The following is a 25,816-nucleotide window of genomic DNA, read 5'->3' on the forward strand; positions in this document are numbered from 1 at the left end:
ATGCGTAAAGCGATTCAAATATTCCTCACTGAAGATGAAACACAAGAGAAGCGCGAAGAAGCTTTTTCCCCATTAATAAATAGAAACTTCAACCGGAGTTTGATGTGTTTCAAACGTATCGTTCCCTCTATTTATACTCTTATTCGGCAAAATGCGACAGGTCACCACTCAGTTTACATAAATCGTGAAAGCGAGTTAGATATTGTCGAATATGAGTCGGGAAATGTCTTCTACGGGTCCAATCGGACCAATGATATTTCGATTCATGTAAATCGTTTTCTCCGCAACCCTCATATATTGCAACTTGATACGATGCGACCGAATGATGAGGTAGTGAATACGCAAAATTTCGGTGGACTTGTTGTTTTGGGTATTGGGCTAGGCACACATATTTATGAGCTTATAAAACAGAGAGGTGTAAAGCACCTTGTGGTATACGAGCCCAGCTTGGATTTTCTTTCGTGCTCGCTGTACACCGGTATCTGGCCGAAGATATTTGATTTTGCTGAGAAAAACAATATATCGATTTATCTTCAGGTACCCAATGGTGGTAAGAGCCTCTACAGTGATCTAAGTGAGCTAAAGCAAGCTTTTGATCTTGAGCATTTCGCCGTATATTTTCATTATCATAGCAGGGATTTTGATGACATTTTTGACGAATTAGCGTCAAATAATTGGTCTCTTTCTAAGGATTTGAGGGAAACGGTTGAGAAAAAAACGTTTGAAAATTATCTCCCTAAATGGCCACCTGTTGTAGATGCTCACGCCTGGCAAAAAGCACCTGATACTCATGATTTATTCGAACGCAATATAAAAGCTTTTGAGAAATACTTTCCAGAGATTGCTTCGGAATTCAAAAACTTTCAAACCACACACTGGCAAGTTGTTGTAAACGAAAACCAAGAAGTCAATGTGAAGAATGTAAGTCGGGGCGAGTTTCTTTTAGGCAATGAGCCGGTCAGCGAGTCTGAAGCCATATACAGACTGTTTAGAGATAATCCTAGTAAAGATGAACTGATTTTGGGTTATGCAGGTGGCAAATTATCTCCTTATTATCATCACCAAACAGTAATGAAAGTGCAAAAGGACTTACGAAACTATAAGAATGAGAATGCTTCTTTAGACCAGAGAATTAAGTCAGTGCTTATGTTTGGTCTGGGAGTGGGTTATCAGTTAGCGTCTTTACTTGAGGCGCATCACGTGGAGAAGCTTTTTCTTTACGAGCCAAATCGGGATTTTTTTTACGCTTCTCTTTTTGCAATTGATTGGCAAAAAATTCTAGAGGAGGTCGATGCCTCTGGTGGAAGAATATATCTAAATATAGGTGATGACGGGTCTAACCTAGTGCAAGATTTCCTTACGCAATTTCACAACGTAGGTACTTATCATCTTGCAAATACTTACCTTTTCAAAAGTTATGACAACGATATTCTTGAGCCTACACTATCTAACCTACGCGAAGATTTAAAACTTATTGTAGGGCTCGGCGATAATTTCGAAAATTCGCGTTATATTATTTCTCACTCGAAGTGGGCAGTAGAAAACAGAGTGAAATTTTTGCTAGAACGTGAAAAGTCACCGCGGGAGCTTAAAGATGTTCCTGTGTTTGTAGTGGGAAACGGCCCTTCGCTAGACGGTTTATTCCCTTTACTAAAAGCTGAAAGAGAAAAGGTTATCGTTGTTAGCTGTGGAACGGCGCTACAGGCCTTACATAAACATAATATCGTGCCTGATTATCACGCTGATATTGAAGTGAATCGCTCTACCTTCGATTGGACTGCACGCATTAAAGACAGGGCATTCTTAAAGCAGGTTAAACTTATCAGTGGAAACGGAGTTCACCCTGATACAGCAAGTTTATACAAAGACGTCTTTTTATCACTCAAAAGTGGTGAAGCAGCAACACTAATGCTTACATCGCTTATGAGCGAACTTAATTTCTCAACTCTTAAAAACTCCTACCCCACTGTATCTAACTTTGCGATTGACTTTATTGTCGAAGCAGGGTTCAAGCAAATTTATTTGCTGGGTGTAGATATGGGGTTTGTCGATATAAAGCATCACCATTCGAAGCACTCTGGATACTACACATCAAATGGGAAGGAGCTTTACGATTACCAAAAAGAAAATAATACATCGATTGTTGTTGAGGGTAATCTTCGGCCATATGTTAAAACGAAATACGAATTTAAAATGTCAAAAGCCGTTATTGAGCGAACGCTTTCTACAAGTGACGCTGAAGTCTATAATTTAAACGACGGTGCGAAAATTAAAGGTACTATTCCGCTTGACCCAAAGAATGTGCTTATTACCTCTACACCAACTTCGAGAAAGCAGCTTGTGGTTTGGCTTGAAAACGAGGCATTCCAAACGGTAGATTGCCAGCGGTTCAAAGAGCGTTTCGAGGAAAGTATCAAAAACGCAGACCTGTTAGAGGGTATTGAAAGGTTAAGAGTTCGCGCTGGTGGCGATATGGACAGCCGAGAAGTCGTTGAAAAGCTCGTTTTAGAACAGCGTAAAATATTGTTTGATTATTATCGCGAGGGCAAGCCCATTGTTCTCTATTATCTCAATGGCTCGGTTAACTATATAAATACCGCACTAAGTAAAGCGCTTAATATTATGGATGATAATGAGTGCTTAGAGCTAGTGAGTAAAATATTAAAGCACTGGCGAGAGTTTTTGATAACAATATCTCAGAGTATGAGTGTAGTTCCTTACGAATTCGACTTTATTACAAGCTTTCCTGAAGAGCGACAAAGGTCGGTCACTAATAATTATTATCTAGATAATGGAATCAGTGTCAGCACAAAAGATGTTGAACTTGGCCTACGACATGCGGCAGGTTCGCTAGGCCTCGACCTGCATAAAAATAGCAAAACCGAAATAGTGATAACAAAGTTTGACGGTCAAAAGAAGGCTAATGCAGCGTCAAATACTAAGATTTGTTATCTTATATTTGAAGATCAGTATATAGAGCAGGCCTTACAGGAGAAGTGCGACGGCGATATTGTTGTCTATGTTCCCGACTATTTGAAAGCGTGCGATTGGGGCGGTACTGACTTTGAGTCACAAGAGCACTACATTTGTTATGTTTCACTATTAGCTATTACGTGCCAAAAGGGGGTTGAAATTATTGTGCCGAAACTTCCCTCTAATGATACAGAGCAGGCTCTGTCCTTAGCTCCACATTTAGGGACTTCGCGTCTTTTTCAAATTTATGAAGCCTATCACTTTTTAGTGTTTTCTGAGGGTCTGTTAGAGGAAGGTGAAAAGTCGACAGGATCAGGTGATCGTTTCAGGTATGTCCCATTTTTGAAAAGCGCGAATCTTGTGATTGCACAAATTCTCGTACGCGACCATAAAAGAAAATAAGATTTCAGTAAGTCTGAACGAAATCTACAGTAAATAGGAAGGAAAACGGTGACCTATAAAACAGAACAAGAACAATTCTGGGCTGGTGAGTTTGGAGATAACTATATCGATAGAAACGACTCTGAATCACTACTCTTTTCAAAAGTTGCGATGTGGTCAAAAATGTTGCGTTCGGCTAACAATGTGACATCCGTCCTTGAGTTAGGCTGTAATATTGGCTTGAATTTAGTTGCACTTAAAAAACTACAGCCCAGCCTGTCGCTAGCGGGGTACGAAATAAACAAAAAAGCGGCGGAGCAGGCCGAAAAAACGCGTGTTGCGGATATTTCTACAGCGTCAATTCTTGAAAAGATAAGCAGCAATAAATTCGATCTGACATTTACCGCTGGCGTGCTTATCCACATAAATCCAGAATTTTTAGACAATGTTTATAGTAACTTGGTGGAAAATTCTCGTCGTTATGTTCTAGTTGCTGAATATTACAATCCATCTCCCACTGTTATTACTTATCGGGGCGAACAAGACAAGTTGTTTAAGCGCGATTTTGCTGGCGACTTGATTGAGCGTTATGGAATGAAACTTGTTGACTATGGCTTTCTGTATAAGCGAGACAATTGGGCTCCACAAGACGATATTACGTGGTTTCTTTTAGAGAAATAGTAGACCATTACTGTTGAGATAATATCGCTTGGTTCTTGATATTAGGCTGAATTAGCAAGCTGGAAACCTTTTTGGTTTTAGGTCTTTTGGAAGGATGTGAGATCTAGCGTGTAAAACGTAATGTTATCTTGCGTTGTGAGATACGTAAATCCTGCGCCAGTGAAAAGCCGCTGGCTTGTTTTGTTTTCAATTTTTATACGCGCTTTTATCAAAGTAGAACTTTGAAACTCTCTTTTAAATCTCTCTAATGCTGCGGTTAAGCATCTTTGAGCATAGCCCTTTCCTCTGCAATGCGGATCAAGGTTAATCGATACTTCTGCATAGCGGCAATACACATCGAACCGAACAAATCCAACGGGGGCAGCGTCTTCCAAGTAACACAAAATAAGCAGTTTTTTCTCATCATTTAGGGCATGTTGGAGCCAGCCTATATGCTCTTTCCAGGTGACCGGCCTCGAGTTTAGTGACATGGCCATTGTGTGCGGGTCGTTGCGCCACTGAAAGAGGTATTCTGCATCGTCGCGCGTCACTAAGCGGCTCAACATGTGTATCTTGTATCCTGATACGGCACTATCGGATAATGTCCCATGAAAGAGGGCTGCCTCTTTTCACTGACCGACACACCTGCTTCCCAATAACATTCTTCAGGTGTTTTACGGGCAGACCAAGACCTGGACGAATAGCTCGAACGTTCTCTCGTGTGAGTATTTCTCCTTCCTTAATATCTTTTACAATGTAGAGGCTGCGTCTGAGTTTACGCGAGTTTATTTCTGATTCTGTGCATCCGTATGAGATGTTGCCAATCGCCACGCGTGCACGTTTTGTCTCGGTGACTAAAAGAGCAAACTCATCCGCCTCAAGAGAAAATGCCGCGTCTACGCCGCCAGCACTTCTGTCTATAACGAAATGCTTCTCGATAACGGTTGCACCGTGGGCGGTGGCAGCAATTGCAGTACCAATACCTGTGGTATGATCTGATAGCCCTACCTGGCAGTTAAATAATTGCCGTAGATGGGGGAGTGTTGCTAGGTTAGCGTTTAACGGGTCCGCAGGGTACTGACTGGTACATTTAAGAAGTACATACTCGTGACAATTGTTGTGCTCAAGTACCTCAACAGCCTCGGCTATCTCAGTAAGGCTTGCCATGCCAGTAGACAATATTACCGGTTTACCCGTTCTAGCGACCTTGGCGATTAATTCATGATCCGTGTTTTCAAATGACGCAATTTTGTAGCATGGAACGTCGAGTGTTTCTAAGAAATCAACTGACGTTGCATCAAAAGGCGTACTAAATGCCACCATGCCTCTTTCTTTTGCTCTTTCAAATATCGCTGTATGCCATTCCCAAGGAGTATGTGCTTTTTCGTACAACTCATAGAGCGAGTGGCCTTGCCAAAGGCTTTGTGTGTCATCGATAAAAAATTCACCATGCTTTATGTCGATAGTCATAGTGTCGGCGGTATAGGTTTGCAGTTTAAGCGCATGAACACCAGCATCGGCGGCAGCGTCTACCATTTCTAATGCGAGTGTTAAATTTTGATTATGGTTACCCGATAACTCAGCAATAATAAAAGGAGGCTCATCTTTACCTATGCTGAATGGTCCAATCTTTATGGTGTTCACTTTTTTCCTCTCATGCTTGTTGTAAAGGTAAAGGCTGTAGTAATTTTAAAACGTGTTCGCTCACGTAAGGCGTACCACTTTGTCGAGGGACTATACTACCAGCGCATTGAGACATGGCCTTTAATATTGATGGTGATTGTAGTAACAACGCAAGATTTTTTGCAACGTCCTCTACAGACACCTGATCCCAAAATCCAAGGTATTTGCATACGTTTTCTTTCGATAAGCATCGCGTCGTTTCAACTTGGTTTTCTGCCACGCATACAACGAGTGCAGGGAGCGTTGAGATACAGCGTTCCCAGTGCATTGAACCACCCGCACCAACCATTAGTGACGCTTTTTGCATCAACTTCGCTATCTGGTTGCAATCTATATGTAAGCGCATGTTGTGTTTAGCAATCTGGTTTATTTGATTAACCTTATCTACCACATCACTTTTCGTTTGATGGCCACTTCCAATAACTATATCGACTTGTAATTGAACATCTTTAATCGAAGCGATAGCGTCAAGCGTTACATATGTCATGTTAGCGGGGTCACTGCCGCCAAAGCAAACTAGCACCCGTAGGGGTTCGCGCGTGACGAAATCATGCGTTGGCTGTTCATAAAACTCCTGTCGCAATAATGCGTATTCTGGACCGAGCAGCATTTTACATTGAGGTGGGACTAACGTTTTGTATCGATTACCTTTATCGAAAAAATTAACATCCAGCAGTAAATCACAATAGTGGGGGCGGTTGGCTAAGTCATCGATAACCATCACTTTCGCGCCAGATAACGAAAGTTTTCGTTCGAATGTTTCATCTAGTTGGTAATGATCAACCACCCATAAGTCAGCGTCCACATGTTCAACATCGCTGTCGATCCGCTGCACAACCTCGTGGTAGAAGTTACACGGTGCATAACGCTCTTGTAGGAGGGTGGAATTTTGAGAGTTTACAAAGGTGATGCTGTAGGGAATGCCAGACCCGTCCAGCATATTTTGAATGCCCTTAGCTAATGTAAGGCATCGCATAACATGACCCGTGCCTATTTCTGAGTTCGCGTCCACTCTAAAAGCAATTTTTAAGATTAGCGCTCTCCCATTTCTTTCAGTATTCTAAACATCACTTCTGCACGCTTCCAGTCTTCGAACGTATCAATATCTTGAACGAGATGAGAAGAAAGCTTTAACATTCGTGAGTGTTCAGAAAATATTGCTTTAGACGTGTCTAACCACGTCGATGCTTGCGCAGCATAAAGTTGTCCCGCATCATGGTAAGCGTGTGGTAAATCCTGAGAACGCTTGTTGATATCGATAGCGCTATAGGGATGAATATTACCACTCTCATCCTCTAATAAGGCTCTTTGTATTGGAAAGGAAAATTGGTGGGCGGTAAAAACGTAATCGGCCTTTGCCTGTTGTAGTAACTCAATCGATTTATCTATTAGCTGCTCCGTGACAAAAGGCGCGGTAGCGTAAAGGCATAAACAGTATTCAACGGTATTTTTAAGGGCTATATAATCACTCAGCGCAGCGCGGACAACTGGGGTGGTACCTGTCATATCATCAGCGAGAGACCTATCTCGCATGAAGGGAACATCGGCTCCATATTCAATTGCAACGTTTGCAATCTCATGGTCATCGGTAGAGACAATGACTTTATCTATTAACTTACTTTTTAATGCGGCTTCAATTGAGTAAGCAATAATTGGTTTTCCGCAAAAGCGAGTAATATTTTTCCTTGGAATGCGTTTGCTTCCGCCTCTTGCGGGGATTATAGCGATATTCATTGTTGTTTCGTCACCTTCAAAAACGTCCTAGACACTCCCGTATTTAGGTATCAAAAGTTTATAATGCCAAATTTACTTGCCGAGCTTATCAAGCAATGTGATTAGTTTATCGGCAATAAACTCAACTTGTGAAGATGATAAATCTGGAAAAATAGGCAAGGTAATTGCTTGTTGATAATATTGCTCTGCGTTAGGAAAGTCTCCAGCGTTAAATCCTAACGCATCATAATATGGCTGAGTATGGATGGGAATGTAGTGCAAGTGTGCAAAGATCCCTTCGTTTCTGAGGCGCTCAATAAGTGTTTTTTTTTGTTCTTGACTAATATCGAGTACACGAACGACATAAAGGTGATAGCTAGAGTAGCTTTGGTCACTAACTATTAGGGGGTGAATTCGCGGGCAAGATTTGAATAGCTCATCGTACTTTTTAGCGATGGCATTACGTTTCTCTATAAATAAAGAGAGTTTTTTGACTTGACTAACGCCTAGCGCTCCTTCGATATCATTCATTCGGTAATTATAGCCAAGACTTACTTGTTGGTAATACCAAGGTCCATGAGAGGGTTCTGTCATTAACGCTTTATCATTAGTGACACCATGACTCCTGCCCAACCGCATTGAGTCTGCAAGCGCTGGATCATTTGTCATTGCCATTCCGCCTTCCATGGTGGTGATAATTTTTACTGGATGAAAACTAAAAACGCATATGTCTGAGTATTCACAGCTTCCTACAAAGTTGTTTTCATATTGCGCACCTACCGCATGAGAAGCATCCTCAATGATTCTAAATCCGTAGTGAGAAGAAAGTGCAAAAATACGCTTCATATCACATGACTGCCCCGCAAAATGAACAGGGATGACGACTTTTGGCAGCGTGTTATTTTGCGCAGCTTTTTCTAATTTATCTTCTAGCGCGCTGACGCACATATTGCCGGTTAAGAGATCAACATCAACAAAGTCTACCTTCGCATTGCAATAAAGCGCACAGTTTGAGGAGGCAACAAACGAATTAGGTGAAGTCCAAACCGTATCTCCTTCGCCAACTGAAAGGGCAAGACATGCTAAATGTAAAGCTGAAGTAGCGCTATTGACCGCCACCGCATATTGCGCATTACAGTATTGTGCAAGGGCTTGCTCAAAACGGGGAACAGCGGGACCTTGGGTTAACCAATCTGATTTTAAGGTCTCAACAACAGCTTTGATGTCTTCACCATCAATGTGTTGCTTACCATAAGGAATCATTTGTTCGCTTCCTAATTGAATGAGGAAATTTCCTCTATGCCTAAAAAGTGCGGGTTTGTATCTGAAACGTATTCAAATCCTTCTACTACTGGCACTCCTTTCTCTTCTAGGGCATTACTTGTGAAGTCGTTGCTCCTGTGAAAAAACTTAATTGCTGGAGCTATCACAAAATGATCCTCATATTCGAACGTGTGAAATGCCATATCCCCCGGGCACATCATTTCATGTAGTTTTTCACCGGGGCGAATACCGACTATTTTAATTGGTTTATTTGGTGCCATTGCCTGTGCTAAATCGGTAATTCGAATAGATGGGATTTTGGGAACAAAGATTTCACCACCTAGCATGCGTTCGAAGTTCTTTAGAACGAAGTCAACACCTTGCTGAAGTGTTATCCAAAAGCGAGTCATATTTTGATGGGTAATAGGTATGTGGTCGGTGCCTTCGTCTATTAAGCGTCTGAAAAAGGGGACAACGGATCCGCGAGAGCCGACTACATTACCGTATCGCACCACAGAAAATCGAGGCTTTCTTCCTCCGACCATGTTGTTTGCCGCAACAAACAATTTGTCAGAGGCAAGCTTGGTCGCCCCGTAAAGATTAACTGGGTTAGCAGCCTTGTCAGTAGATAGTGCGATAACTTTGCTTACGCCATTATCAATGGCCGCATTTATTACGTTTTCAGCACCGTCTATGTTGGTGCGAATGCACTCGGTTGGATTATATTCAGCGGCTGGAACCTGCTTCATAGCGGCCGCATGAATAACATAATCAACACCCTGCATAGCACGAGTTAAGCGGTCTTTATCGCGAACATCACCAATAAAATAGCGCATGCAGTTAGCATTAAACTTTTGCTGCATTTCGAACTGTTTTAGTTCGTCACGAGAATAGATAATTAAACGCTTTGGTTTATATTTAGCTAAAAGAATCTCTGTATATTTGTGGCCAAAAGACCCCGTCCCACCAGTTATCAGTATTGATTTCCCATCGAACATATATCTGCCACTGTTTTTACGATTATGGAATAAATATATCATGTGTCGGCGGTAATGCCATAAACCATTAGTTTTAATGTGAAATTTATACGAATTTTTATACTTAAGCTAGCGCGCCTGTTGGTAAATAACCTGTATAAAATAGAGCAGAACCTATTGTTAACTTCGTTCATGATTTTCATTTCTCACTATGAAGGCATTGTTGAGTATTAAACTACATATGCTGCACTGAATTTTAATACCAATTGGTAGTGCTTATAAAACGTGGTTGGTAAGATTTTGAGCAGTATTGTGCTATAATTACAATAAGACCTTTCTGATAGGCAAAATTATGCAAATAGATAACAGCGGCCCATCCTCGCTAATTGGGCAGATTCAAGAAAAGCAAACTAACCTTTTCGAGAAGCTCGCCTCTGGCAAAAAGGTTAATAACGCGCTGGATGATGCGTCTGCACAGCAAATCATCGACCGGTTAACCTCCGAAGTTGAAGGTAACCGCCAAGCCGTCAATAATGTGTATGACGGTATCTCAGTTGCGCAGGTAGCAGAGGGCGGCTTAGGTAGCATTAATTCCGACGTCGACAGAATTCGCGAACTCACGATTCAGTCAGGCAATGGTATTTTAAGCGCAGGTGATCGCCGTTCTATCCAGTCTGAAATTACTCAGCTTCAAGAAAACATCTCGCAAACCATAGAGCAGACAAATTTCGCTGGTAAGCCTCTGTTATCTGATAACGGTTCGTTGAATTTTCAGTCAGGTGCAGGTTCTGAACAATCCATTAGTGTGCAAACGCAAGACATTGCTGCGCAACTAGGCGATGTGCTTAATATCGATATCACGGCGGGCACGAGTGTAAATGATGCATTATCAGCGGCCGATTCGGCGCTAGAAATAATTGGTGGCGCTAGAGGCGACCTTGGTGCAACACAAAATCGATTTGAGAGTGCAGCGAGAACGCTGACACAAGCAAATGTAAATACGGCTGATGCCCGCAGCAGAATTCAAGATCTTGATTTTGCTCAGGCGGCCTCGCAGCGCGCATCGAACGATGTTCAATCACAAGCTGCACTCTCCGTGCAGGCACAGGCTAATCAGCAGCAAGGCCAGGTATTGCCACTGCTTAATTAATCGATGCTGCATTTTAAGTAACGCCAACAGCGTTATTTTCTACAAATTAACCAAAAGAAGCAGGGTAACCTGCTTTTTTTATTGCTATATTTCCGAAAACATCGGTTGCAGAGTTAACTTTTACCGTTACAATTTGCTTATGCGCTACACTATAAATAATAACAAAGCGTCATTGGGGAATAGATGAAGGACATATTGCTGATTAGTGATAATCAGGAACTCATTCAAAATTTAGAAACGATCGTAACCTTCATGGGAGACTCGTGTTTGTCGCGAGGGCTCAGTGACTGCGATACGTACCTATCTTCTTCCGGCGCTGACGCTGTACTTATTGAACACTCATCAGAAGCCATTGTTAATAAACTAGTCACGAAATATCCCCATATTCCTTTTGTCGCCCTTGTACAAAACGAAGGCGAAGCGAACGTAAACTGTAACTTGGTAAGCGTTATCAGTACGCCTCTTACTTACCCGGTATTGACTCAAGCTATCCACCGTTGCCAAGAGTACTCGCGTCGAAAACCTAATTTGTCGAAATCTTCAGGCACGAAAACGCGGCTATTTAGAAGCTTGGTGGGTAAGAGCGATCAAATTCAAATTGTAAGGCGTTTGGTGGAGCAGGTGGCTCCTACTGATGCTACAGTACTTATACTCGGTGAATCTGGTACCGGTAAAGAAGTGGTTGCACGAAATGTCCATTTCTTTTCTGAGCGTAAAGATGGCCCCTTTATTCCGGTAAACTGCGGTGCTATTCCAGGTGAGCTTTTAGAAAGTGAACTTTTTGGGCATGAAAAAGGCGCTTTCACCGGTGCGATTAGCGCCAGAAAAGGTCGTTTTGAATTAGCCGAAGGTGGCACCTTATTTCTTGATGAAATAGGAGATATGCCATTACAAATGCAGGTAAAACTACTTCGTGTGCTGCAGGAGAAAACATTTGAGCGCGTTGGCGGTACTAAGCCGCTTAAGTGTAATGTTCGAATTGTTGCCGCTACGCACCGTGATTTAGAGACGATGATAAGCCAAGATAAATTTCGTGAAGATCTATATTATCGTCTCAATGTTTTTCCCATCGATAGCCCGGCCCTTCGTCAACGAAAAGACGATATCCCGCTTTTACTGCAAGAGATCAACAGTCGAATACAAGGCGACGGAGTTGATGGGGTTCGCTTTACTGAAAGAGCCATTGCATCGCTTATGGAACATGAATGGGCAGGTAATGTGCGAGAGCTCTCTAACTTAGTAGAGCGGCTCACCATTTTATATCCTGGTCACATTGTGGATATAAGCGATCTCCCCGAGAAATATCAATACGGTGACACTGCCGCCTACGAGCCAGATTACCCTGAAGAGATACTCGAACGCGAAGCGTTCAATAGCCTGTTCGCTGAATCAGCAGCGCAAGAACGCATTGAAGAGCAAGTGCTCGAGCTAGGAGAATCTGCTGAGACTGCACAGGACAAATTCATTTCCTCTACACTGCCGGAAGAGGGTGTTAACCTCAAAGAATACCTATCGGAACTTGAAGTAAACCTTATTCGCCAAGCCTTAGAGAGCCAAGAGTGGGTAGTCGCTCGCGCCGCGGATAAGTTAGGAATGCGCAGAACCACACTCGTGGAGAAAATGCGTAAATACGATATTCAGCGCACTGAGGATGCCTAACGTCAGGTATTTGACGTATTTTTTTGGCGCATAATCAGTGCTAACCTTTTGAATGGCAAAGTAAAATAAAACTGGCACGCCTTCTGCTTTAGTTAAGCCATATTTCGTTAACGTCTGCAATTTGACGAGGGTTATATGGCTTACGACAGCTCACAAACAATTTCCGAATACGCTGCTTCTAGTTTTGTTTTTCATGGCTCGAAAAGCAACGATAACCTAGCTGACTTTTCAACAAATCAAACGCCTTCTTCTGAAGAAGTGGCCTCGCTGAGACTTCAAGCAAGTCGCCTAGAGCATCTGCTACAAGTTATGCCCGCTGGCGTTATCGTCCTCGACGGCAAAGGCATAGTGCGCCAAGCCAACGACCAAGCAAAAGCATTACTCGGCGAACCCCTTGAAGAAGAAATTTGGCGACGTATCATCACACGCTCTTTTAAGCCAAGAGCCGATGATGGACATGAAGTATCACTGGTAGATGGACGCAGAGTTAAGCTGTCAATAACGCCTCTGGAAAATGAACCAGGCCAACTTATTGTCATCACTGATTTAACTGAAACCAGAGAGCTTCAAGCCCGAGTTAGTCACATGCAGCGTCTATCTTCTTTAGGAAAGATGGTTGCGTCATTAGCGCATCAAATAAGAACTCCGCTATCAGCGGCGGTACTGTATGCATCTAACCTTACACGTAAAAATTTGCCTGAAAATGCCTCGCAACAGTTTGCTTATAAGCTTACTGATCGCCTCAAAGAACTAGAGAACCAAGTGAATGACATGTTGCTGTTTGCGAAATCAGGAGAGCAACAAGTGGTTAGCCAAATTACCTTATCCGAGCTGTTTGAATCTATAGAGTCAAACGCTCACGCCATGACGTCACAAGAGCAGCAAACCCTTTTATTCAAAGGTTTCGATAGCGCGGCGTCGATCACTGGTAATTTAACGGCGCTTCAAGGTGCCTTACTCAACCTCATACACAATGCAAGTCAGGTAACACCTAAAGGTTTTGAGATAGTCGTAGAAGCGAAACTCGATAATGGTTCTTTGGCGATTGAGGTAACAGATAGTGGCACGGGCGTACCAAACGCCATCAAATCGAAAATATTCGAACCCTTTTTCACCACTAAAACTCATGGCACTGGTCTTGGATTAGCGGTTGTTAAGTCGGTTATTAATGCACATGACGGCGTGTTAAATGTCGGTGATGCAGAAAATGGTGGCGCATGTTTCAGTGTTAGCTTGCCGTGTAACACCGACAATATGCTGACTAACGTCGCGTAAACTCATAGGAGAATACCAATGTCTAAAACTACTATTTTGATTGTTGAAGATGACGCAGGTTTGCGCGAAGCACTCTTTGATACCTTGCTGCTTGGTGACTATGACGTTATCGATGCAGATTGCGCAGAGTCAGCTCTTATGATCCTGTCGGCCAAAAAGATAGATTTGGTGGTGAGCGATATTCAAATGGGCGAAATGAGTGGGCTTACGCTGTTAAAGAGCATTAAAGCTAAATACCCAAGCATGCCGGTACTGCTGATGACAGCCTATGCGACCATTGATGATGCAGTGCAAGCCATGCGAGACGGTGCAACTGATTACTTATCAAAGCCATTTGCGCCAGAGGTATTGTTAAACCTAGTCGGGCGATATGCGCCTGCGCAAAAAATAGAGTCGCGAACGCCAATCGTTGCCGACCCATCGAGCATTAAGCTACTTGAGCTTTCTCGCAAAGTGGCAAAATCAGAAGCAACCGTAATGGTGTTAGGACCAAGTGGCTCGGGTAAAGAAGTTATTTCTCGTTACATACACGACCAGTCTAATCGCAGTGAATCGCCATTTGTGGCCATTAATTGCGCTGCCATTCCAGAAAACATGCTAGAGGCCACCTTATTTGGCTATGAAAAAGGTGCGTTTACTGGCGCGGTTCAAGCATGTCCTGGTAAGTTTGAGCAAGCGCAAGATGGTACCTTGCTACTCGATGAAATTACAGAGATGGACCTAGCGCTTCAAGCTAAGCTGCTACGGGTTTTGCAAGAGCGCGAAGTGGAAAGATTGGGTGCACGAAAAACAGTTAAACTAAACGTGAGAGTTATTGCAACGAGTAACCGAGACTTACGTAAGGCTGTTGATAATGGCGAATTCAGAGAAGATTTATACTACCGATTAAATGTTTTTCCCATTGAATGGCGTCCGCTATCTGAGCGTCCCGGTGATATTGTACCGTTGGCTGAACATCTTATTACCCGCCACGCAAGCCAGCAAGGGCTGGGCAACATTAGGTTAAGTGCGGCAGGGCGCAGTAAACTATCTCAATATCAGTGGCCAGGAAATGTCCGTGAGCTTGAGAACGTTGTGCAGCGAGCGCTTATCTTATGTGAAGACGGTGAGATAGATTCTAGCGATTTAATGATAGATGAAAGCGTATCCCTTGCTGCGGATACGGCTATTACGCCAGAGGCGAACGAAGATAGTCATCTGGGTTCAGAGCTTCGGTATCAAGAGCACCAAATTATTCTGGATACGTTAGCGTCGTGTAATGGCAAACGAAAAGACGTAGCGGAGAAACTGGGGATCAGTCCTCGTACCCTCCGCTATAAATTGGCTCGCATGCGCGATGATGGTATCGAAGTGCCTGCCTAGTATTGCGTTAGTTTTTTATAAAAGCATTTTCACACAAGAATTTTATACAAGAGACTTCATACAAGAAATTTCATACAAGAGATGCCGTCGCCATTAATCATATTGTTGGTGGCGGTTTTTTGTTGTCGGTAATTAATACGCTTTTCCCCTTCACGTCATTATTTTGGCTCTCTGGCTTTTCCATTCTCAACTTGTTGATTTTTAATGGATTAAAAACTTGGCAAGCCCTTTGCAAAACCTTCCTTATATAATAAAAATGTGACCGATAGCCGTCACAATTCATCGATACTTAGGAGTGGTTATGGACGTTAAAGCCAACAGCTTGTACCAAGAAATGCAAAGTATGATTGGGCAGACTCGTCTTCCAGTTAACGAGCTACAACCCTCAAATGGGCTTCAACCTACTAACGAGATAAACACCTCTGCGAGTGATTTTTCCTCTATGCTCAAGCACGCTGTCGATGGTGTAAATAACATTCAGCACGAATCGAAGTCCATGCAACAGCGCTTTGAAATGGGCGATGCCAACCTTAGCCTTGCTGAAGTCATGCTGGCAAAAGAAAAGTCGGGTATTGCGTTTGAGGCAACGGTTCAGGTACGCAATAAAGTACTTGAAGCATACAAAACAATCATGAATATGCCGGTGTAGGTGGAGTAAGTTATGGCTGAGGCAACAGGCACAAATTTATCTGTCCCCGACCAAGGGAATGGAATGGATAGCGAGCCGGAAAATAAATCAGGCTTTATGGATACCCTAGGCAGCGCCGACATGATGCGTCAAATGGCATTGGTCGTTGTGTTAGTTATTTGTGTGGCTATCGCTATTTTTATTCTCATTTGGTCACAAGAGGCAGATTATCGGCCACTAGCCAAAATGGAAACTCAAGAGTTAATTGAAACCCTTGATTACATGGACGCCAACCAAATTGATTATAAGCTTGAAGGCAATACGGTTTACGTGAGAACCGATGAGTTTCAAACCATCCGCCTAGGCATGACGCGACAAGGTCTAAATAACCCTACTGAGACAGGCACAGACATCATCATGCAAGACATGGGGTTTGGTGTGAGTCAGCGGGTTGAAATGGAGCGTCTTAAGCATGCTCGCGAGCAGCAGATTGCATCAACCATTCAGGATATGTCGAGTATTCAAAAAGTACGTGTTTTGCTGGCTATGCCTAAAGAAAATGTATTTGCGCGAAGAGAGAAAAAAGCGTCGGCTACGGTAGTACTAACCGCTAAGCGAGGCTCAGTAATTACCGGTGAGGAAGTTGACGCAGTAGTGGATATTGTTGCATCAGCAGTACAAAACCTCGACCCATCAAAAGTAACAGTCACCGACAGCAACGGACGTTTACTCAATTCAGGCTCGCAAGATTCATTGAGTGCACGGGCTCGAAAAGAATATGAAATTGAGCGCCAGCGTGAGCAGGAGTATTTAGAAAAAATTGATGCCATACTTATCCCAGTATTGGGCATCGGTAATTATACTGCCCAAGCAGACGTATCGATGGACTTTACTGCGATGGAACAAACTCAGCGTAGCTACAATCCAGATTTACCTGCAGTACGAAGTGAGATGATTGTAGAAGAAAATAGCGTTGGCGGCGGGGTAGGCGGTATTCCAGGTGCGCTCTCCAATCAGCCCCCGCTAGACTCTAACATTCCTGAAAATGCCACAGGTGCGGCAAGTCAACAAACTATTCCAGGGCGTACGGCAAAAGAATCAACGCGCAACTACGAACTTGATACCACAATCAGCCACACTAAAAAACAATCGGGCGTAATCCGTAGGTTAAGTGTTTCTGTGGCAGTAGACTACACGCAAGTCGCGGGTGAAGACGGCACCATGACGCCATCACCTCGCAAGCAAGAAGAAATACTCAATATACGCCGACTGTTGCAAGGTGGCGTAGGCTTTGATGTTACGCGGGGAGACTCTCTTGAAGTGGTTAGCGTGCCATTCATGCGTATGGATACGGGAGAAGTCGAAGATATTCCATTTTGGAAAGACCCCGATCTTCTGCCTATAATCAAGCTCATCATCGGTGGATTGGTTATAATAGTACTTATCATTTTTGTCATCCGTCCAATGTTGCGTCGCTTGATTAATCCAGACGAAACGAAAGAAGTTGACGATTTCGATGCTGATGAAGGCTTAGATTTAGGCGACGATACCATTAGCATGCTGTCGACAGATTTCGACGAGGGTCAAGTTGGCTTTGCAGCAGATGGGTCGCTCATGTTACCTGACTTACACAAAGACGAAGATGTATTAAAAGCCGTGCGCGCCTTAGTTGCAAACGAACCAGAATTGTCAGCCCAAGTTGTGAAGGGCTGGTTGATGCAAGACGAGTAGTGAGAAAATATTATGGCTGAAGAACTTGCCAACGTTGAAGACCAGTCCTACGACGTCAGTAAATTAGAAGGCGTTGAAAAGGCAGCAATATTGCTTTTGAGCTTGTCTGAAGAAGATGCCGCGCAAATACTTAAGCACTTAGAGCCAAAGCAGGTACAAAAGCTCGGCAGTGAGATGGCGAAAGTCGATGATATGACACAAACCAAAATCACGGCGGTGCACAAGCATTTCATTGAAGAGATTCAAAACTACAGTACCATTGGGTTCCAGAGTCAAGACTTTGTTAAGCGAGCACTTACTGCCGCTCTTGGTGAAGACAAAGCCGCCAATCTTATTGATCAAATACTTATGGGAAGCGGTGCGAAAGGCCTCGATTCACTTAAGTGGATGGATTCTAAGCAGGTGGCCAGCATCATTCGAAACGAGCACCCGCAGATACAAACTATTGTATTGTCCTATTTAGAGCCGGAACAAAGTGCAGAGATTTTGGCCCAGTTCCCAGAGAAGGTGCGGTTAGACCTCCTTATGCGTATTGCTAATCTTGAAGAAGTACAGCCAGCAGCACTGCAAGAGCTCAACGAAATTATGGAGAAACAGTTCGCGGGTCAAGCTGGAACACAAGCCGCGAAAATGGGCGGCTTGAAATCTGCAGCCAATATTATGAACTACCTAGATACCTCTATTGAAGGGCAGTTGATGGATGCAATTCGCGAGCAAGACGAAGAAATGAGTCAGCAAATTCAAGATCTCATGTTTGTCTTCGACAACCTAATTGATGTTGATGACAAAGGCATTCAGGCTATTCTTCGAGAAGTGCAGCAAGACGCCCTACTCAAATCAATTAAAGGTGCGGATGAAGAGCTTAAAGACAAGATCATGCGCAACATGTCAAAACGTGCGGCCGAAATGCTTAACGATGACCTTGAGGCGCTTGGTCCAGTTCGTATCTCTGAAGTTGAAGTGGCGCAGAAAGAAATTCTTTCAGTGGCCCGTCGACTTTCTGACTCTGGCGAAATTATGCTTGGCGGCGGTGGCGGCGAAGAGTTCTTGTAATAGTGTCTTTAAATACTGATTTGCCTTTAAATGCTGTTGCCTTCAAATACTGGGAAAAATGATGTCTACGAACAAAGGTTTTAGTGAAAGGGAAGCAAGCGATGCTAAGAAATGGGACCTGCCATTTGTAGAAGATGCCAGTGCTAAAAAAAATGACGGCACGACTAACGCCTTAAACCGTCGCTCAGACTGGAAGTATGAGCCCCCTGAAGAAATAGAAGAAATTTCTCCGCCAACCGCGGATGAAATTGAGGCGATTCGTCAAGCAGCATTTGATGAGGGGATGAGCGATGGAAAGGCCGCCGGCTATGAAGAAGGAAAAGCCCAAGGGCTAGAGGAAGGATTTAACGAAGGCCGTGAAAAAGGCCACACAGAAGGGTTAGCCCAAGGCCTAGAAGAAGGGCAGTCTCAAATAGCGACGCAAACTGAGCAGTGGCAGATGCTCGTTGATAAGTTACATGACCCACTCTCCCAAGCAAATGATGAAACCCGCGACCAGCTAGTAAAGCTGGCGGTTACCCTTGCCAAAGCCGTCATTAAAACTGAAATTGATACCAACAAAAGCGTGATTATACAGGCGTTAAGCGAGGGTATAAAAGCGCTTCCCATCAATCAAAATGAATACCAAATACATTTACACCCTGACGATATCACTATTGTGAAGGAGCACTTTTCTGAAGAGGAAGTGGAAAAGAAAAAGTGGAATTTGATCGCCGCGCCTAACATGGAGCGAGGTGGCTGCGACATCGTGACAGCCCAAAACGCAGTGGATGTTTCTGTTGAAAGGCGATGCCGAGAGGTCATTGAGCGCTTCCTTCTAAACCAGGGGTTAAACGATGACTAGCCCATGGCACAATCACTTTGAGTCGCTGACTAAGCAGGTGGCGTCGGTACCAATTGTGGCGGCGGGTAAGCTGGTTCGCGGTATTGGTTTAACCTTGGAAGCGGTTGGATGTCAACTTCCCGTTGGAAGCCAATGCCTTGTGCAAACCATTGAAGGCGAAATTGAAGCGGAAGTAGTAGGGTTTGGCGATGACATTACCTATTTAATGCCCACCGAAGCGGTAAGAGGGATTGTTCCTGGCAGTAGGGTAATGCCATTAAATCGACAGGGCGGTTTACCCGTGGGGATGGGGCTATTAGGCAGAGTGGTAGATGGCAACGGCCAGCCACTCGATGGCCTTGGTGAAATTGAGGCTGAACATCGCGCACCTACTACCCGTCCGCCAATGAACCCGCTCATAAGGCGACCTATTAATACTGCAATGGATGTGGGCGTTCGCGCCATTAATGCACTTAATACCGTAGGTGTTGGACAGCGCATGGGCCTATTCGCCGGCAGTGGTGTAGGCAAAAGTGTGTTATTAGGAATGATGACAAGGGGCTGTGAAGCGGACGTAGTTGTAGTTGGCCTTGTGGGAGAGCGTGGGCGAGAAGTAAAAGAATTTATTCACGACATTCTCACAGAAGAAGAGCGCAAGCGTGCAGTGGTAGTCGCAGCACCAGCAGATACGTCTCCATTAATGCGACTAAAAGGCTGCGAAACTGCAGTGACTATTGCAGAGTATTTTCGCGACAAGGGAATGAAAGTGCTGCTTTTAATCGATTCTCTCACGCGTTATGCCATGGCACAGCGCGAAATAGCGTTAGCCGTGGGAGAGCCGCCTGCAACAAGAGGCTATCCACCTTCCGTATTTGCGCGGTTACCAGCACTGGTAGAGCGCGCCGGTAATGGAAGTGAAAAGCAGGGTTCGATAACTGCGTTTTATACGGTATTAACAGAAGGCGATGATTTACAAGACCCGGTAGCGGATGCCGCAAGAGCCATTCTAGATGGCCATGTGGTGCTATCTCGTACATTGGCGGACAGTGGCCATTATCCTGCCATCGATATTGAATCATCTATTAGTCGAGTGATGCCGCAAGTTGTGAGTGAAGAGCATCAATTAATGGCACGGCGTATTCGTCAGGTGTATTCTCAATACAAACAAAACCAAGATCTCATCTCTATTGGTGCATATGCAAAAGGCTCAGACCCGCGTATCGATTTAGCCATAAGGGCAGAACCTGCAATCAACGCATTTTTGCAGCAGGGAATGAATCAAGTGTTAGCTTATGACGAAAGTCTAGAGGGTATGGCAGCGCTCGCGAAAGGATTAGGATAATGTCGAAACAACTAGAGCGGTTAGCCGAGTTTGAAAAGGAAAAAGAACAGCGAGAGGCGCGTTTTTACCAACAGGCGCAGCTTAATGTTAATCAACAAAAGCAAAAGCTTTCTAGTTTAGAGCAATATCGCGTTGATTATATCAAGGGTATTCAACAGACCGGACAGTCTGGTGTTACAGCCACCTATTATCAGCAGCACCTTTCTTTTGTGGGAAAGCTTGATAAGGCATGCGAACAGCAAATGCACATTATTGGTCAAGCGAAAGTCGCCGCCGATCAACGCAAGCAAATGTGGCTTAAACAGCAGCAAAAGGTGAAAGCGGTCACACTTTTACTTGATAAAAAGCGTATAGCAAAAGAGCAAAAAGAGGCGAAGGCCGAGCAGGCTATGATGGATGAGTTTGCCACTCAGCGATTTATTCGCTCTAAGCGTTCGGTTTTCTAACTCCTTTTTACCTTTTCCGTGGTTTCAATTTATCTTCCCTTTGATGAAATACCTCTCGACTCTTGACCAGGTTGTCTCCAATTTTATATCTGCCACTTCATAACTCTAGCTTCATAATTCTAGCTTCATAAGTCACTTCTTCATTCTTTAAGTGCTGACGTTATAAACCTGTTGGTGCGTCCTTTGCTTTAACCTTTTTAGAGAGCCGTGATTTGGTTTCAGGCGATTTAGAGTAAAGGGATTTATAGACAAGCGATTCTGAGTTAAAGGAGTCAGAGAGCATTAATTCAGAAAGCATCAATTTAGAAAGTATCGAAGCAAGTCAAAACAACACTATTATTTTTATTAGCGTACAAATGGAAGCAAAAAGTATGGCTTGAAATGTTTATTGCGGTACGTTTATTGCTCCACCAGTTATTAAGTATCGCTAGATATCGCTAACCATGGCGAAGAAAGCAAGAAAGACCATTAGGCTTTTACACCGTTGTTAACGCAAATTGTAAGTATTAAAAATACCTTTATAAAAATGAATGTTTTTAAAATTTATAACTTTCATGTAGTTACATTTTTATTTGCGTACAGACAACGATATAACTTTTTACATTACTGGCTTTGCCGGTGAACGTGTAGGACGGTAGAAAATCATGCAACAAGTTGCCGCAAATAAAACAGACATTGCCGCATTGCCCTTCTCGGCAACTTCCACAGCAAAAGCGGTGGGGACAGGCCTAGACAGTCAAGCTAAAGGACAAAATACCGACGCTTTTAACAGTCTTTACCAAGAGGCAAAGTCTGTAGGCCGTGATTTCGTATTAAACGAAAACGCTCGCAGTGCTGACAATGCGTCTCGCGAAAGTGATACCCGAGCTGAACGTGCCGAATTGAACAACAAAGGCACGAGCGCTAAAGGCCCCGAAAACGCGAATAAACAGTCAAATAATGACTCAATGTTGAAAGATAGCAGTCACAGAGGGCTTGATTTTGATAACGGTAAATCTCCTGTGAATGCATCGGTAACCGTTACTGAAAAAGAATACACAATAGGCGCTGATGGTAACAAAGCGCTTACCAATTCTCGGATTACAAATGAAGAGGCTGGTGAACCCGATTGGATAGCACTCGTTGAGGGCATCACTAAAAGCGCATTGGGACAGGCTTCTAACAGTAGCAGCGCTGGAGGGGTTGGTAGTGCCGACAATAGCATTCAATCAATTAATGCCGAGAGGCTAGATGAGAGCAGCGCCATTGCTGATGCAGCTTCTGAATTAATGTCTCATTTACAGTCTATGGAAGGGGACGATGTAGCTTCTAATCAAACACTGGCTGATAAATTAAGCGAGCTGAGTAATTTGCTTAATAAACAAGTCGAACATGCAGACACGAAAGATAGTGCACAGAGCGAGGGTGCGGGAGAAGATAAAGGCACAGATACATTGAGTGAGTTGCTTGCAGCGCTAACAGGTTCAGAGTCTTCTGAGCGACAAAGTGCCTCAGAGAATGCCAGCCCAGAAGATGCTAGCAGCGAAGAGAGCGCACAAAAAGCGTTTTTACTCAGCCTTGCAAAAGATGCGCTTCCAACACCAACCGACAGACTACGTAAGGCACTGTCTAAAGAAAATGCGGGTGAAACCGCCACTGTGCAAACAAACACCAATATTGACACCTTGCATGATGAGCTAACAAACGCAGGTACAAAGGGCCAAGACTCTGTCACTCTTCAACAGTTATCTGCATTGCGCGCAAAGACAGCGGTTTCTGATATAGATGCTTCAGGTCTAGATGTTCCAGACCCCAACGCTTCAAACCTAATTGCTTCAGATTCAGAGGCCGAACAGAGTTTACTTACTGCTGCTCAGCAAGACGTTTCTGCCAAAGTAGTGGCATCCGCTGCTGCGGGTAATGGAGAGAATGCAAATACAACGAGCGCTACGTCTAGCCTTAATAAAGGTGGAGACAACTCTGTAGCGAGCTTAGAGGCGGCTACCTTAAGCGATGAGTCTCTTTTAATGGCAATTAATAAATTATCGCCTGAAACGGCGCAAAAAGCGACAGAAGCCTTTGCCGAACGCATGGTTGCTCTTGTGCCAAATAGTCAGCAGCAACAGGCGGTGAAAGCAAATATTATTGCGGGCATTAACGAGTTCCAAAAGCAGGTTGAACAGGGCCATCAGCCTGGTATCGACTTATCAGCAATAGTTGCTGACGCTGCCAAAGAAGCCTCACTTGCCAGTGACGTATCGGCTGCCCTTAATTCAAGAGTCGATGCCCAAGCGGGGCAGTTTATGCAGTTGATGAACAACGCCCAAAACAGTATCCATCAAATCGTGCAGAATCAATTAGCGCAAGTTGATACAACGATTAATGAAAACAGCCAGCTACGCTCAGAGGCTTCTAAACCGCAACAGCAGTTTGAGGGCTTTGATAAAGCCGTTAATATTCATAAGCCAGAAGGGCAACAGCAGCTGAACGAAAAAATTCGCTGGATGGTTAACGCCAGAAATACAATGGCAGAGATTCGTTTAGACCCGCCAGAATTGGGCAGTATGCAGGTGCGTGTAAACGTGCAGGGTGATGCGGCTAGCGTAAGCTTTATCGTGCAATCTCAGCAGGCTAAAGACGCCCTTGCCGACACTATGCCAAAACTCAGAGACATGTTATCTGAACAAGGCATCGAACTTGGCGATGCTCAAGTAAGAAAAGATAACTCACAAAACGGTGAAAGTGGTCAGCAACTTGCAAGCCAAAGTGGAAATGGTCAGGGGCAGCGTGGAAATAATGACGCTGAGTTTGATGACGACACTCGAGTGATTGAACAAGCGGTAACGAGAGAAGCAAAAGGCGGTATTGATTATTACGCTTAGCCCTTTTGGCAAGGTGCTTTTTTAGCAGAGTAAGTTTAATACTGCTGGTTTTGACCGAACAGTTAAGCTCAAACAGTGTATATCAGCAAATATCTGCAAATTTTGACTAAGGCAGCATTGCGATTTTTACCTGAAGTCTGATAATACAGGCTTTGTGGTACTAAATAAGATATAGAAGAGATTTCCATGGCAGATGAAGAGTTACAGGTAGAAGAAGGCGGAAAAAAGAAAAGCAAATTGATGCTTATCATCATTATTGCTGTCGTAGTTATCGGCGGTGCGGCCGGTGCTTACTTTTTCCTTTTTGCAGGCAGTGATGAACCTGCGGCAGATCAACTCCCTGAAACAGAGGCCGCAGCTTCTGCAGCGCCAGCAACACAAGGTGGCGGGGCTGAAATTGGAACCGCACTATATGTGGCTATGCCAAGACCTTTTGTGTTTAATGTTCCCGGCGGAGGGCGTGACCGCTTAGTACAAATTAAAGTACAGCTGTTAGTACGTGGTTCTGACAACGAAGAGCTTGTAAAAACACATATTCCTTTAATTGAAGGTACGCTGTTACAAACGTTTAGTATGTCAAATGCTGAAGACTTGGTAACCGAAGCAGGCAAAATAGAACTTCGTGAACAGGCTGTCAGCGAAGTTAAAAAAGCGCTGGAAGAAAACGATATAGGTAGCAACGTAGTGGAGCGAGTGTTATTCACTGGCTTTGTGATGCAGTAGCAGTATGCATATTGTGCATGCGATAACGGGTAGAACACTGTGAGCGATTTATTATCACAAGATGAGATCGACGCCCTATTACACGGCGTGGATGATGTGGAAGAAGAAGAGGTTAGCAGCGATGCTGAATCTGGCGCTTCGACGCTCGAGTATGACTTTTCCTCACAGGATCGCATTGTTCGTGGGCGCATGCCAACCCTTGAGATTGTGAATGAGCGATTTGCTCGCCATATGCGAGTTAGCCTCTTCAACATGATGCGTCGTTCTGCTGAAGTGTCAATCAACGGTATTCAAATGATTAAGTTCGGCGAATACATTCACACATTGTTTGTTCCAACCAGTTTGAATATGGTGCGTTTTCGCCCCTTAAAAGGTACTGGCCTGATTACTATGGAAGCGCGACTTGTATTTATACTGGTTGATAACTTCTTTGGTGGAGACGGACGCTATCATGCAAAAATTGAGGGTAGGGAATTTACGCCTACCGAGCGTCGTATCATTCAAATGTTGCTCAAAATAATATTTGAAGATTATAAAGAGGCATGGGCGCCGGTAATGGACGTCTCTTTTGAATATTTAGATTCAGAAGTTAACCCTGCTATGGCCAACATTGTGAGCCCCACTGAAGTGGTGGTGATAAGCTCGTTTCATATAGAGCTTGACGGTGGCGGTGGTGATTTCCACGTATCATTGCCATACTCGATGCTAGAGCCTATTCGAGAGTTGCTCGATGCGGGTGTACAAAGCGACAAAGAAGATACGGACCTTCGCTGGAGCAAAGCGCTTCGCGACGAAATTATGGACGTCAAAGTGGCGTTAACCACGCACATGCTTGATGTAGATGTGCCGCTGAGAGACGTGATGGAGTTTAAACCGGGCGATATTATTCCTGTTGAAATGCCTGAAACTATCACGGTACTCATCGAAGATTTACCCACATTTAGAGCTAAACTTGGACGCTCAAGAGACAACTTAGCTTTGAAGATTGTAGAGAAAATCGCAAGACCGACTTCTGTGAAGTCTGAGCTGCAATTATTAACCCGTGGCGGGCGCATTATTGATAATGATGCCGAGCTACAAGTACTCGAAGAAGACCTGTAAGGTAAGGGGAGT

At 43.9% G+C, this 25,816-nt stretch carries 21 protein-coding genes; 15 read left to right on the forward strand and 6 right to left on the reverse strand.

Annotation, left to right across the window (positions count from 1 at the left end; all coding sequences use genetic code 11):
• Positions 1-3,375 carry a motility associated factor glycosyltransferase family protein gene (locus tag JV36_RS0107860; RefSeq protein ID WP_052010004.1) on the forward strand — a complete coding sequence of 1,125 codons (3,375 nt, stop codon included), beginning with the start codon at positions 1-3 and terminating at the stop codon, positions 3,373-3,375.
• 48 nt (positions 3,376-3,423) lie between these two features.
• Entirely contained in the window at positions 3,424-4,035 is a 612-nt protein-coding gene (locus JV36_RS0107865) for a pseudaminic acid biosynthesis-associated methylase (RefSeq protein ID WP_032094391.1), read from the forward strand.
• Positions 4,036-4,112: 77 nt separating this feature from the next.
• Here the strand turns inward: JV36_RS0107865 and JV36_RS19215 are convergent, their stop codons facing one another.
• The 6 genes from JV36_RS19215 to pseB all read right to left on the reverse strand — a co-directional run bounded on the left by JV36_RS19215 (position 4,113) and on the right by pseB (position 9,671).
• Positions 4,113-4,580, reverse strand: a complete 468-nt coding sequence (locus JV36_RS19215; protein ID WP_052010005.1) for a GNAT family N-acetyltransferase — start codon at positions 4,578-4,580, stop codon at positions 4,113-4,115.
• 25 nt (positions 4,581-4,605) lie between these two features.
• On the reverse strand, positions 4,606-5,658 hold the full coding sequence (pseI, locus tag JV36_RS0107875; RefSeq protein WP_032094392.1) for a pseudaminic acid synthase: 1,053 nt from the start codon (positions 5,656-5,658) through the stop codon (positions 4,606-4,608).
• A 10-nt stretch (positions 5,659-5,668) separates the two neighbouring features.
• Positions 5,669-6,730: a UDP-2,4-diacetamido-2,4,6-trideoxy-beta-L-altropyranose hydrolase gene (gene pseG / locus JV36_RS0107880; protein ID WP_032094393.1), complete on the reverse strand. Its 1,062-nt coding sequence runs from the start codon at positions 6,728-6,730 to the stop codon at positions 5,669-5,671.
• Positions 6,730-7,431 (reverse strand): pseudaminic acid cytidylyltransferase, encoded by a 702-nt coding sequence (pseF, locus tag JV36_RS0107885; RefSeq protein WP_032094394.1) that lies wholly within the window; start codon positions 7,429-7,431, stop codon positions 6,730-6,732. The genes pseG and pseF overlap by 1 nt, the downstream gene beginning before the upstream one ends.
• Before the next feature lie 72 nt (positions 7,432-7,503).
• A complete protein-coding gene (gene pseC / locus JV36_RS0107890; protein WP_032094395.1) occupies positions 7,504-8,673 on the reverse strand; it encodes a UDP-4-amino-4,6-dideoxy-N-acetyl-beta-L-altrosamine transaminase in 1,170 nt (389 codons plus the stop codon).
• A gap of 11 nt (positions 8,674-8,684) precedes the next feature.
• Positions 8,685-9,671: a UDP-N-acetylglucosamine 4,6-dehydratase (inverting) gene (gene pseB / locus JV36_RS0107895; RefSeq protein ID WP_032094396.1), complete on the reverse strand. Its 987-nt coding sequence runs from the start codon at positions 9,669-9,671 to the stop codon at positions 8,685-8,687.
• 331 nt (positions 9,672-10,002) lie between these two features.
• Here pseB and JV36_RS0107900 point away from each other — a divergent pair, with 331 nt between their 5' ends.
• The 13 genes from JV36_RS0107900 to fliM all read left to right on the forward strand — a co-directional run bounded on the left by JV36_RS0107900 (position 10,003) and on the right by fliM (position 25,804).
• Positions 10,003-10,800, forward strand: a complete 798-nt coding sequence (locus JV36_RS0107900) for a flagellin (RefSeq protein ID WP_081926561.1) — start codon at positions 10,003-10,005, stop codon at positions 10,798-10,800.
• 183 nt (positions 10,801-10,983) lie between these two features.
• Entirely contained in the window at positions 10,984-12,459 is a 1,476-nt protein-coding gene (locus tag JV36_RS0107905; RefSeq protein ID WP_032094397.1) for a sigma-54 dependent transcriptional regulator, read from the forward strand.
• Positions 12,460-12,594: 135 nt separating this feature from the next.
• The gene (locus JV36_RS0107910) at positions 12,595-13,734 is read left to right on the forward strand and encodes a sensor histidine kinase (protein ID WP_032094398.1); all 1,140 of its coding nucleotides are present in this window, start codon (positions 12,595-12,597) and stop codon (positions 13,732-13,734) included.
• Positions 13,735-13,752: 18 nt separating this feature from the next.
• A complete protein-coding gene (locus JV36_RS0107915) occupies positions 13,753-15,096 on the forward strand; it encodes a sigma-54-dependent transcriptional regulator (RefSeq protein ID WP_032094399.1) in 1,344 nt (447 codons plus the stop codon).
• A 301-nt stretch (positions 15,097-15,397) separates the two neighbouring features.
• Positions 15,398-15,745 (forward strand): flagellar hook-basal body complex protein FliE, encoded by a 348-nt coding sequence (gene fliE, locus JV36_RS0107920; protein WP_032094400.1) that lies wholly within the window; start codon positions 15,398-15,400, stop codon positions 15,743-15,745.
• Positions 15,746-15,757: 12 nt separating this feature from the next.
• Positions 15,758-17,455, forward strand: coding sequence for a flagellar basal-body MS-ring/collar protein FliF (fliF, locus tag JV36_RS0107925; RefSeq protein WP_032094401.1), 1,698 nt, complete (start codon positions 15,758-15,760; stop codon positions 17,453-17,455).
• Positions 17,456-17,467: 12 nt separating this feature from the next.
• Entirely contained in the window at positions 17,468-18,508 is a 1,041-nt protein-coding gene (gene fliG / locus JV36_RS0107930) for a flagellar motor switch protein FliG (protein ID WP_032094402.1), read from the forward strand.
• 61 nt (positions 18,509-18,569) lie between these two features.
• Entirely contained in the window at positions 18,570-19,352 is a 783-nt protein-coding gene (gene fliH, locus JV36_RS0107935) for a flagellar assembly protein FliH (RefSeq protein ID WP_052010007.1), read from the forward strand.
• Entirely contained in the window at positions 19,345-20,673 is a 1,329-nt protein-coding gene (fliI, locus tag JV36_RS0107940) for a flagellar protein export ATPase FliI (RefSeq protein ID WP_032094404.1), read from the forward strand. Before fliH ends, fliI begins: the two co-directional genes overlap by 8 nt.
• Complete coding sequence (fliJ, locus tag JV36_RS0107945) at positions 20,673-21,119, forward strand: flagellar export protein FliJ (RefSeq protein WP_032094405.1); 447 nt, start codon at positions 20,673-20,675, stop codon at positions 21,117-21,119. The genes fliI and fliJ overlap by 1 nt, the downstream gene beginning before the upstream one ends.
• Positions 21,120-21,763: 644 nt before the next feature.
• Complete coding sequence (locus tag JV36_RS0107950; protein WP_032094406.1) at positions 21,764-23,980, forward strand: flagellar hook-length control protein FliK; 2,217 nt, start codon at positions 21,764-21,766, stop codon at positions 23,978-23,980.
• A gap of 186 nt (positions 23,981-24,166) precedes the next feature.
• A complete protein-coding gene (fliL, locus tag JV36_RS0107955; protein WP_032094407.1) occupies positions 24,167-24,703 on the forward strand; it encodes a flagellar basal body-associated protein FliL in 537 nt (178 codons plus the stop codon).
• Positions 24,704-24,742: 39 nt separating this feature from the next.
• Positions 24,743-25,804: a flagellar motor switch protein FliM gene (gene fliM, locus JV36_RS0107960; RefSeq protein WP_032094408.1), complete on the forward strand. Its 1,062-nt coding sequence runs from the start codon at positions 24,743-24,745 to the stop codon at positions 25,802-25,804.
• Positions 25,805-25,816: the final 12 nt, after the last annotated feature.

The sequence above is a fragment of the Alteromonas sp. LOR genome (assembly GCF_000753865.1).
In the GTDB taxonomy this organism is placed as follows: domain Bacteria; phylum Pseudomonadota; class Gammaproteobacteria; order Enterobacterales; family Alteromonadaceae; genus Alteromonas.

Excerpts from the sequence above, each read along its gene's own strand:
- JV36_RS19215 (WP_052010005.1), bottom strand. The coding sequence starts at position 4,580 with ATGTTGAGCCGCTTAGTGACGCGCGACGATGCAGAATACCTCTTTCAG.
- fliH (WP_052010007.1), top strand. The coding sequence starts at position 18,570 with ATGTCTACGAACAAAGGTTTTAGTGAAAGGGAAGCAAGCGATGCTAAG.
- JV36_RS0107950 (WP_032094406.1), top strand. The coding sequence starts at position 21,764 with ATGCAACAAGTTGCCGCAAATAAAACAGACATTGCCGCATTGCCCTTC.
- JV36_RS0107915 (WP_032094399.1), top strand. The coding sequence starts at position 13,753 with ATGTCTAAAACTACTATTTTGATTGTTGAAGATGACGCAGGTTTGCGC.
- JV36_RS0107905 (WP_032094397.1), top strand. The coding sequence starts at position 10,984 with ATGAAGGACATATTGCTGATTAGTGATAATCAGGAACTCATTCAAAAT.
- JV36_RS0107900 (WP_081926561.1), top strand. The coding sequence starts at position 10,003 with ATGCAAATAGATAACAGCGGCCCATCCTCGCTAATTGGGCAGATTCAA.
- fliJ (WP_032094405.1), top strand. The coding sequence starts at position 20,673 with ATGTCGAAACAACTAGAGCGGTTAGCCGAGTTTGAAAAGGAAAAAGAA.
- fliI (WP_032094404.1), top strand. The coding sequence starts at position 19,345 with ATGACTAGCCCATGGCACAATCACTTTGAGTCGCTGACTAAGCAGGTG.
- fliE (WP_032094400.1), top strand. The coding sequence starts at position 15,398 with ATGGACGTTAAAGCCAACAGCTTGTACCAAGAAATGCAAAGTATGATT.
- pseF (WP_032094394.1), bottom strand. The coding sequence starts at position 7,431 with ATGAATATCGCTATAATCCCCGCAAGAGGCGGAAGCAAACGCATTCCA.
- pseB (WP_032094396.1), bottom strand. The coding sequence starts at position 9,671 with ATGTTCGATGGGAAATCAATACTGATAACTGGTGGGACGGGGTCTTTT.
- fliF (WP_032094401.1), top strand. The coding sequence starts at position 15,758 with ATGGCTGAGGCAACAGGCACAAATTTATCTGTCCCCGACCAAGGGAAT.
- JV36_RS0107860 (WP_052010004.1), top strand. The coding sequence starts at position 1 with ATGCGTAAAGCGATTCAAATATTCCTCACTGAAGATGAAACACAAGAG.
- fliG (WP_032094402.1), top strand. The coding sequence starts at position 17,468 with ATGGCTGAAGAACTTGCCAACGTTGAAGACCAGTCCTACGACGTCAGT.
- JV36_RS0107910 (WP_032094398.1), top strand. The coding sequence starts at position 12,595 with ATGGCTTACGACAGCTCACAAACAATTTCCGAATACGCTGCTTCTAGT.
- pseC (WP_032094395.1), bottom strand. The coding sequence starts at position 8,673 with ATGATTCCTTATGGTAAGCAACACATTGATGGTGAAGACATCAAAGCT.
- fliL (WP_032094407.1), top strand. The coding sequence starts at position 24,167 with ATGGCAGATGAAGAGTTACAGGTAGAAGAAGGCGGAAAAAAGAAAAGC.